The sequence below is a fragment of the Streptomyces sp. NRRL B-24085 genome (assembly GCF_001282115.1).
In the GTDB taxonomy this organism is placed as follows: domain Bacteria; phylum Actinomycetota; class Actinomycetes; order Streptomycetales; family Streptomycetaceae; genus Streptomyces.
The window spans coordinates 1-9,067 of the sequence record NZ_LJBR01000228.1 but is presented as its reverse complement, the minus strand read 5'-3'; the positions used below and the strand labels follow the sequence as shown (position 1 = coordinate 9,067).

The 9,067-nt window shown below is 73.9% G+C and carries 7 protein-coding genes and 1 pseudogene; 6 read left to right on the top strand and 2 right to left on the bottom strand.

Translation table 11 applies throughout. The annotated features are described in order from the left end of the window. A partial coding sequence (locus tag AOJ26_RS24205) for an ATP-binding protein (protein WP_053850458.1) occupies window positions 1–2,212 on the top strand: 2,212 nt, incomplete at its 5' end. Window positions 2,213–2,412: 200 nt separating this feature from the next. Next, window positions 2,413–2,601: a hypothetical protein gene (locus AOJ26_RS24200; RefSeq protein ID WP_053850457.1), complete on the top strand. Its 189-nt coding sequence runs from the start codon at window positions 2,413–2,415 to the stop codon at window positions 2,599–2,601. 88 nt (window positions 2,602–2,689) lie between these two features. On the opposite strand, the gene AOJ26_RS24195 is transcribed toward AOJ26_RS24200, so the two are convergent. Continuing rightward, complete coding sequence (locus tag AOJ26_RS24195) at window positions 2,690–4,240, bottom strand: FadD3 family acyl-CoA ligase (protein ID WP_053850456.1); 1,551 nt, start codon at window positions 4,238–4,240, stop codon at window positions 2,690–2,692. A gap of 105 nt (window positions 4,241–4,345) precedes the next feature. Here AOJ26_RS24195 and AOJ26_RS24190 point away from each other — a divergent pair, with 105 nt between their 5' ends. The 4 genes from AOJ26_RS24190 to AOJ26_RS24175 are packed head-to-tail and all read left to right on the top strand — an operon-like array spanning window position 4,346 to window position 7,684. Continuing rightward, window positions 4,346–5,497 (top strand): lipid-transfer protein, encoded by a 1,152-nt coding sequence (locus AOJ26_RS24190; RefSeq protein ID WP_053850455.1) that lies wholly within the window; start codon window positions 4,346–4,348, stop codon window positions 5,495–5,497. A gap of 1 nt (window position 5,498) precedes the next feature. Next, complete coding sequence (locus AOJ26_RS24185) at window positions 5,499–5,906, top strand: Zn-ribbon domain-containing OB-fold protein (RefSeq protein WP_053850454.1); 408 nt, start codon at window positions 5,499–5,501, stop codon at window positions 5,904–5,906. After that, a complete protein-coding gene (locus AOJ26_RS24180) occupies window positions 5,903–6,676 on the top strand; it encodes an enoyl-CoA hydratase/isomerase family protein (protein ID WP_234358659.1) in 774 nt (257 codons plus the stop codon). Before AOJ26_RS24185 ends, AOJ26_RS24180 begins: the two co-directional genes overlap by 4 nt. Window positions 6,677–6,712: 36 nt before the next feature. Continuing rightward, window positions 6,713–7,684 (top strand): alpha/beta fold hydrolase, encoded by a 972-nt coding sequence (locus tag AOJ26_RS24175; RefSeq protein ID WP_053850452.1) that lies wholly within the window; start codon window positions 6,713–6,715, stop codon window positions 7,682–7,684. Here AOJ26_RS24175 and AOJ26_RS24170 read toward each other — a convergent pair. Next, window positions 7,681–9,067: pseudogene (locus AOJ26_RS24170) on the bottom strand (PQQ-binding-like beta-propeller repeat protein); the annotation flags it as partial. The gene AOJ26_RS24175 and the pseudogene AOJ26_RS24170 overlap by 4 nt on opposite strands.

Below are 9,067 nucleotides of genomic sequence, written 5' to 3'. Positions count from 1 at the left end.
CCTCCGGGCCGACCCCGGCCTCGCGGAGCCCTCCTCCCCGCAGCCCGAACCGGTCGCCGCCCCCGTCCGCCCCGCCCAGCTCCCGGCCACGGTCCCCGACTTCACCGGCCGCGCCTCCTTCGTCACCGAACTGAGCGAGGTGCTCGCCTCCGGCTCCGAGGGCCGGGTGATGGCGGTGTCCGCGCTGGCCGGCATCGGCGGCGTCGGCAAGACCACGCTGGCCGTTCACGTGGCCCACCAGGCCCGCTCCGCCTTCCCCGACGGGCAGCTCTACGTCGACCTCCAGGGTGCAGGCGCCCGGGCCGCCGACCCGGAGACGGTCCTCGGCGCCTTCCTCCGGGCCCTCGGCACCGCCGACTCGGCGATCCCGGACTCCCTGGAGGAACGGGCCGCCCTGTACCGCTCGGTCCTGGACGGCCGCCAGGTCCTCGTCCTGCTCGACAACGCCCGCGACGCGGCCCAGATACGGCCCCTGCTGCCGGGCACGGAGGGCTGCGCGGCCCTCGTCACCTCGCGGGTGCGGATGGTGGACCTCGCCGGCGCCCACCTGGTCGACCTGGACGTCATGTCCCCCGACGAGGCGCTCCAGCTCTTCACCAGGATCGTCGGCGAGGAGCGGGTCGCCTCGGAGCGCAAGGCCGCCCTGGACGTGGTCGCCGCCTGCGGCTTCCTCCCGCTCGCCATCCGCATCGCCGCCTCCCGTCTGGCGGCCCGCCGCACCTGGACGGTCTCCGTCCTCGCCGCGAAGCTCGCCGACGAACGCCGTCGCCTCGACGAGCTCCAGGCCGGCGACCTCGCCGTGAAAGCCACCTTCGAGCTCGGCTACGGCCAGCTGGAGCCCGCCCAGGCCCGCGCCTTCCGGCTGCTGGGCCTCGCCGACGGCCCGGACATCTCCCTGGCCGCGGCCGCCGCCGTACTGGACCTGCCCGTCGAGGACACCGAGGACCTGCTGGAGGCCCTCGTCGACACCTCGCTGCTGGAGTCGGCGGCGCCCGGCCGCTACCGGTTCCACGATCTCGTACGGCTCTACGCGCGTGCGTGCGCCGAACGCGACGAGCAGCCGCCCGGCGTGGGGGCACCTCCCACGCCTTTCGGGCAAGGGGGGAGGGAGGCGGCGCTGTCGCGGCTGCTGGACTTCTACCTCGCGACCGCGGCGGCCGTGTACGCCATCGAACGGCCCGGCGACCGGCTGGTGGAGCACCTGGAGGAGATCCGCCACCCGGGGCTGTCCTTCGAGGACCGCCACGCCGCCCAGGACTGGCTGTACGCCGAGGCCAACGCCCTGCTCGCCTTCGTCCAGCAGTGCGCGCACGGGACGCTGCTGCGGCGCGCGGTGGACCTGCTGTGGGTGGCGAAGGACCTGGCCGAGTCGGGGGCCAACGCCAAGCAGTACGAGGTCGCCGCCGTCGCCCTGCGGGACGCGGCCGACGCGGCGGACGACCCGCGCACCCGCGCGCGTGCCCTCACCACCCTCACCAACGTCCATCTCGCCGCCGGCCGCTTCGAACAGGCGGACGCGGAGGCCCGGCAGGCCATGGAGCTCGCCCGCGCGGCCGACGACCTGGTGGCCGGCTGCTGGGCCGCCAACGACCGCGGCATCATCGCGCTCTACCAGGGGCGGCACGCGGAGGGCGAGGCGTGCCTGAAGGAAGCCATCGAGAGCTTCCGGCGCGACCGGAACCTCGCGGGCGAGGCCAGCGCGCTGTGCAACCTCTCCCGTATCCACCTGGCCATGGGGCGCAGCACCAGCGCGGTGGAGCTCGCCCGGCAGGGCATCGTCATCTACGACGAGCTGGGGCACACGCTGCGCGGCGCGAACGGCCGGTACGCGCTGGGTCTGGCGCTCACCGGGCAGGGGCGGCTGGACACCGCCGTGGACCGGCTGACGGAGGCCCTGGAGGTCTTCCGGGACAGCCGGCAGCGGCTGTGGGAGGGCATGACGCTCTTCCGGCTCGCCGAGGCCCACCTCGCGGGTCGCCGGCCCGCGCAGGCCGCCGCCCTGACCGAGCAGGCCCTGGCCGTGCTGCGGGGCATCGGCGGGGAGTGGCGGCGCGGCAACGTCCTGACGGTCCTCGGCCGCGCCCTCAGCGGGCTCGGGCAGCCCGGCCGGGCGGAGGCGTGCTGGCAGGAGGCGCTCGGCATCTTCGAGCAACTCGGCTCGCCGGAGGCCGCCGAGGTGCGGCACCTGCTCACGCCGTCGGCCACGGTGTAGGCCGGGGTGCGGGCGCGGCGTTCATCGTTCGTTTATCGCCGCTCGGCAGACTCGTCCTGTCGATCCGTCGCGTCGGGGGGCAGACGGGTCAGCGGTGGTCGCCATCGCTAGGGTTACCGACCCTGACATGTCCGCCCGGCGACCCTCGGGGGAGTCGCCGGGCGGTCCGGCCCATCATCGAAACGGGAGAGGCACCACCCATGAGTGCAACCGAGAAGCAGGACGGCACCGTCAAGCCGCTCGACAACCACGCCACGGGGACCGAGGACGAGGTCACCACCCTCGACAACCACGCCACGGGCGCCGAGAAGGTCGTCACCCTGGCGGCCGGCACGACGGACGGCACCGTCAAGCCGCTCGACAACCACGCCACGGACGAGACGGTCTGACGAGGACCTTTCCGTACACACGGGGATCGGCCGCGGCGGCGCGGAGGGGGAGCCGTCGCGGCCGAGGCGTGTCCGGGGGCCGGTCCGTTCAGGACCGGCGCAGCTCCCCCTTGACCACCTTGCCGCTCGCGTTGCGGGGCAGTCGGGCCACGAACTCCACGGTCCGCGGCACCTTGTAGTTGGCCATCTCCCGGCGGGCCCAGGCGATCAGGTCGTCGGCGGTCAGGACCGAACCCGGGCGGCGGACCACGTACGCCCTGCCGACCTCGCCGAGCCGGGCGTCGGGCACGCCGACGACCGCCACGTCGGCCACCGCCGGGTGCAGGCCGATCAGTTGCTCGATCTCCGCCGGGTAGGCGTTGAAGCCGCCGACGATGAACATGTCCTTCAGCCGGTCGGTGATCCGCAGGTTGCCCCCGGCGTCCAGGACGCCGATGTCGCCGGTGCGCAGCCAGCCGTCCTCGGTCACCGCCTGAGCGGTGGCCGCCGCGTCCTCGTAGTAGCCGCGCATCACGTTGAAGCCGCGGACCAGGACCTCGCCGGGCTGCCCGGGCGGGGCCTCCACCCGCACCTCGGTGCCGGGGATGGCCCGTCCGGACGTGGACGCGATCACGGGCAGCGGGTCGCCGCGCCGGCACATCGTCACGATGCCGCTCGCCTCCGAGAGGCCGTACGCGGTCAGGACCGTCTCCACGCCCAGTTCGCCGCGCAGTTGCTCGACCAGCCTGAGCGGCACGACCGCGGCGCCGGTCACCACCAGGCGCAGGGCGGACAGGTCGTGGGAGGTGCGCGCCGGGTGGTCCAGGAGGGACTGGTGGAGGGTGGGCGGACCGGGCAGCACCGAGACGCGTTCCGCAGCGATGTTGGCGAGGACCGTGTCCACGTCGAACACCGGCTGCGGGATCATCGTCGCCCCGCGCATCAGACAGGCGATCACCCCGGCCTTGTAGCCGAAGGTGTGGAAGAAGGGGTTCACGATCAGGTAGCGGTCGCCGTGCCGCAGCCCGGCCAGCTCGCACCAGACGTCGTACGCCCGCAGGGTCTGCTCGTGGGTGATCACCGCGCCCTTGGGGCGGCCGGTGGTCCCGGAGGTGAAGACGATGTCCGAGGGCGACTCGGGGGTCACGGCGTCGGCGCGTTCCCGCACCCGCGCCTCCCCCACCCCGTCCCCGCTCGCCAGGAAGTCCTTCCAGGTGCGGTAGTCGGCGGGGGCGTCGTCGGACAGCACCACCACCTGCTCCAGGTCCGGCAGCCCGGGGCCCTCCGCCACCGCCCGGCGCAGGGACGCCACGTACGAGGTGCCGAGGAAGGTCCCGGTGACGAACAGCAGCCGGGTCCCGCTCCTGCGCAGCACGTCGGCCGCCTCGGCGCCCTTGAAGCGGGTGTTGAGGGGCACCAGGACCGCCCCTGCCGAGACCGCACCGAGCGCCGCGACCATCCAGTCCAGGGAGTTGGGGGCCCAGACGGCCGCCCGGTCACCGGGCCGCACGTCGTTCGCGAGACAGGCCGCCGCCGCACGCTCCACGCGGGCGCCCAACTCGCCGTAGGTGACCCGGTTCCGGCCCTCCACGACCGCCTCGGTGGCGGTGTACCGCCGCGCCGCCCACCGGACCAGCTCCGGGATGCTCCGCCACTCCACATCGGCCTCCCCGAAAGCGGAAACGCATTAGCTGACTACCCGTCAGATTAGCTGTAGCCTGACGGGCTGTCAGCAGGCTTCACAGCGTGCGGAGGTGCGTGCAGCGTGACCCTCAAGGACGCCACGGCGATCGTGGGCATCGGACGGACCCCCTTCGCGAAACACCTCGCCGAGGACGAGAGGACCCTGGCCTGCCGGGCCGTGCTCGCGGCCCTCGACGACGCGGGGATCGCCCCCGCCGAGGTCGACGCCCTGGCCTCGTACACCATGGAGGAGACGGACGAGGTCGAGCTGGCGAAGGCGGTCGGCCTCGGCGACCTCACCTTCTTCAGCAAGGTCGGCTACGGCGGCGGCGGTTCGTGCGCGACGGTCGCCCACCTCGCGGCGGCGATAGCGAGCGGGCAGGCCACGGTCGGGGTCGCCTGGCGGTCACGCAAGCGCGGATCCGGCCCCCGCCCGTGGACGAACACCACCGTCCAGCTCCCCACCCCCGCTCAGTGGACCAGACCCTTCGGACTGCTCCGGCCGGCCGACGAGATCGCCATGCTCACCCGCCGCTACATGCACGAGTACGGCGTGACCCGCGACCACCTCTTCAACGTCGCCCTCGCCTGCCGCAACCGCGCCAACCAGAACCCCGCCGCGATCATGTACGACCGCCCTCTGACCCGCGAGATGTACATGACCTCCCGCTGGATCAGCGAGCCCCTGTGCCTGTTCGACAACTGCCTGGAGACGGACGGGGCGTTGGCGTGCGTGCTGGTCGGCCGGGAGCGCGCCCGGGACTGCCCGAACACCCCGGTCTACGTCCACTCCGCCGCCCAGGGCCTGCCCGCCCAGCACCACGGCATGGTCAACTACTGGAACGACGACCCGCTCACCGGGCCCGCCTGGACGGCCGCCCGACACCTGTGGAAGCACGCCGACTTCACCCCGCAGGACGTCGACACGGCCCAGATCTACGACGCCTTCACCTCTCTCGTCCCGCTCTCCCTGGAGGGCTACGGCTTCTGCGGCCGCGGCGAGGGCGGCGCCTTCACCGAGGGCGGCGCCCTGGAGACCGGTGGACGGCTGCCGGTCAACACCGCGGGCGGCGGCCTGTCCGAGGCGTACGTGCACGGCTTCAACCTCATCGACGAGGGCGTCCGGCAACTGCGCGGCACCAGCACCGCGCAGGTCCCGGACGCCACCACCTGCCTCGTCACCGCCGGCGAGGGGGTCCCCACCTCCGCCCTGCTGCTGACCAACAGGAGCTGACATGCTCGAACCGGTGAAGGACGCCACGGGCGCCGCCTTCTGGCAGTACGCCGCCCGGGGCGAACTGCGCGTCCAGGCCTGCGCCGACTGCGGCGAACTCCGCTTCCCGCCCCGCCCCTGCTGCCCGCACTGCCAGTCCTTCGAGGCCGAGTGGCGGCAGGTCTCCGGGCACGGCCGCATCTGGTCCTGGGTCGTCCCCCACCCGCCCCTCCTGCCCGACTACGCGGCGCTGGCGCCGTACAACGTGATCGTGGTCGAGTTGGCGGAGGCCCCGCGGATACGGCTGGTCGGGAACCTGGTCAGCGCGGCCGGGGCGGCCCTGGACTCGTTCGACCCGGGCCGGATCCGCATCGGCGCCCGGGTGCAGGTGGTGTTCTCGGACGGGCTTCCGCAGTGGGTGCCGGCGTGACGGGCCTGCGGGTCACCGCCGACCAGGACACCAAAGTCGCGGTCGTCACCCTCGACCGGCCGCACCGGCTGAACGCCATCGACCTGGGTTTGCGGGACGAACTGGTCGCCGTCTGGCAGGAGTTGCGCTTCGACGACTCCGTCCGGGCCGTGGTCCTGACCGGTGCCGGGGAGCGGGCCTTCTGCACCGGCCTGGACCGGGACGCCGAGGTCCCGCAGCCGAACTCCCCCTACATGACCGACGATCCGCTGCTGCGCGTCGGACCGAAGTCCAACGACCTGTGGAAGCCGGTCGTCGCGGCGGTGAACGGGATGGCCTGCGGGGGCGCCTTCTACCTCCTGGGCGAATGCGACTTCCTCGTCGCCGACCCGGCCGCCACCTTCTTCGACCCGCACACCGCCTACGGGATGGTCAGCGCCTACGAGTCGGTGCTCATGGCCCAGTCCATGCCGCACGGGGAGGCCGCGCGGCTGGCACTGATGGGCACGGCGGAACGGCTCTCCGCCGAGCGCGCCCGCACCATCGGCCTGGTCACCGAAGTCACCGCTCCCGGTGGGGCGTTGGCGGCCGCCACCGCCGCCGCGCAGGTGATCGCCGGGTATCCGCCGGAAGGGGTGCAGGGCACGGTCCGCGCGCTCTGGGCCGCCAAGGAGGCCGCCGTGCAGCGGGGTTTCGCGCAGGCGCCGCACCTCGTCGCGCTCGGGAACCTGCCGCCGGACCAGCAGGCCGGCCTGTTCCGGTCCCGGCATCCCGGATTCAGGTTGCGTTAGCAATTTCGGTGCCCTGTACAGGCGTATGCTCACCGCATGGCGGAACATCGCATGGTCGACGTGAACGGCATACGGCTGCACATCGCGGAGGAGGGCGAGGGGCCGCTCGTCGTGCTGCTGCACGGCTTCCCGGAGTCCTGGCACTCCTGGCGCCACCAGTTCGGCCCGCTGGCCGCGGCCGGCTTCCGCGTGGTCGCACCGGACCAGCGCGGATACGGCGACAGCGACCACCCGGAGGACGTGGCGGCGTACAGCATCCTCCACCTCGTCGGGGACGTCGTCGGGCTGGTGCACGCGCTGGGCGAGGAGCGGGCGTTCGTCGTCGGCCACGACTGGGGGGCGCCGGTCGCGTGGCACACCGCGCTGCTGCGGCCCGACGTGGTGCGCGGGGTGGCGGGGCTGAGCGTGCCGCCGCCGTTCCGGGGCGACCGCCCTCCGCTGCGGGCCATGCAGGAACGGTTCGGCGGCCGCTTCTACTGGAACTACTTCAATCTGCCCGGGGTCGCCGACGCCGAGTTCGGCGCGGACCCCCGCTCCACCCTGCGCAGGCTCCTTGTCGGCGCCTCGGGCGACGGCGAGGGCGCCGGGCGCTACGAACAGGCCCTGGTGAGCGACCCGGACCGCGGCTGGCTGGCAGACATGCCCGACCCCGAGACCCTCCCCGGCTGGCTCACCGAGGCCGACCTCGACGAACTCGCCGACAGCTACGCCAAGGGCTTCACCGGCGCCCTCAACTGGTACCGCAACCTGGACCGCAACTGGGAACTGACGGCCCCCTGGCACGGCGCCCGGGTCACCCCGCCCGCCCTCTACGTGTACGGCGACAAGGACCTGGTCCCGGCGTTCCCGGGAACGCCGGAACTCATCGAGAGGCTCCCCGGGCTGATGCCCAACCTGGTCCGGGACCCGGTCGTGCTCCCCGGCTGCGGTCACTGGACCCAGCAGGAGCGCCCGCACGAGGTGAACACGGCACTGCTGGAGTTCCTGACGGGGCTGCGGGACAGCTAGTTCGTCCGGGCCGTCCCCGTCCCCTTCTCCGCGTCCAGCGCGTACACGCACCGGTCCTTGCTGCACGCGTACACCACGCCGTCCCTGACCACCGGCGAGCCGGTGATCTCCCCACCGGTGGCGAGCTTCCAGCGCAGGCGGCCGTCGTCGGCCTTCAGGGTGTAGAGCAGGTGGTCGGTGGACCCGAAGTGGATCCGGCCCTCGGCCACCGCGGGCGCCCCCACGATGTCGCCGCCGGCCTGGAAGCGCCACTTCGGCGTGCCGGTGACGGCGTCCAGCGTGTACAGGCCCTTGCCGCTGCCGACGTGGACATGGCCGCCGGCCACCAGCACCGGCTCGACCGACGACCGGGCCTCGGTGGCGATGCGCCAGCGGTCGCGGCCGTCGGCCGCGTCGAGGGCGTACACCGTGCCGAGGTAGTCGGCGAGGTACACCCCGCCGCCCGTCACCGCGGCCCCGGGCACGAAGGTCGGCGGGCACAGGAAGACCGCCGGGGCCTCGAAGTGCCAGCGCACCCGTCCGCTCGCCACGTCCAGGGCCATGACGCGCGTCCCGGCCGAGATGTAGACGGAGCCGTCGTGGGCCTGGGACCCGGACCGGCACCCCGCCGCAGGAGGCCGCGTCACCGATGGGGAACGCCCAGCGCTCCTCGCCGGTGCGGGCGTCCAGGGCCCGCAGGCGGCCCTCCTGCCAGACGTAGACCGTGCCCTCGTGGAGCGCGGGTCCGGCCTCCGGGGACTCGAAGTCCGTCTGGCAGCCGGCGATCTCCCAGAGCTTCTGCCCGGTGGAGGCCTCCCACGCCTGGACGCCGCCGCCGCGCGTGCCGGTGATGACCGTGCCGCGCTCGGCCTTGAGCGAGTACACCCAGGCGTCCGTGCCGATCCGCCACTGGTCGGCACCCTCGCGGGCGTCCAGGGCGAAGAGGGTGGGGCCGTCGGAGGCGTGGATACGGCCGTCCGCGACCGCCATCGACCAGGCCACGTCCCGCGTCTTGAAGCGGCGGCGGCCGGTGCCGACGTCCAGCGCGTGCACCTCGAAGGAGGTGACGTAGACGAGGTCCCCGGCGACGGCCGGGGTGCCCCACACGTCGTTCGACATGCGGAACCGCCAGGGCCGCCAGCCGGCCGCGGTCTCCGGCGGGGCGGGCGGCGGCGCCGGTACGGCCGGCCCCACGGCGGCGTCGGTGCCGTTGACACCGGGGCGCGGCCGGGACCAGGAGGCGACCAGGCCGGCCTCCGGCGGGGGCGCCTTCACGGCGGCGGCCCGGGCGTCGGCGACCCGGGGGCCGGGCCCGATGGGCACCTGGGCGCCGGCGAGACGCACCGGACCGGTGTCGGGGGCGCCCACCGGGACCGGGGCGGGCTGCGGCGGGTCGTAGGAGGG

Coding starts and splice junctions, on each gene's coding strand:
- AOJ26_RS24200 (WP_053850457.1), top strand. CDS start 2,413: ATGAGTGCAACCGAGAAGCAGGACGGCACCGTCAAGCCGCTCGACAAC.
- AOJ26_RS24185 (WP_053850454.1), top strand. CDS start 5,499: ATGCTCGAACCGGTGAAGGACGCCACGGGCGCCGCCTTCTGGCAGTAC.
- AOJ26_RS24175 (WP_053850452.1), top strand. CDS start 6,713: ATGGCGGAACATCGCATGGTCGACGTGAACGGCATACGGCTGCACATC.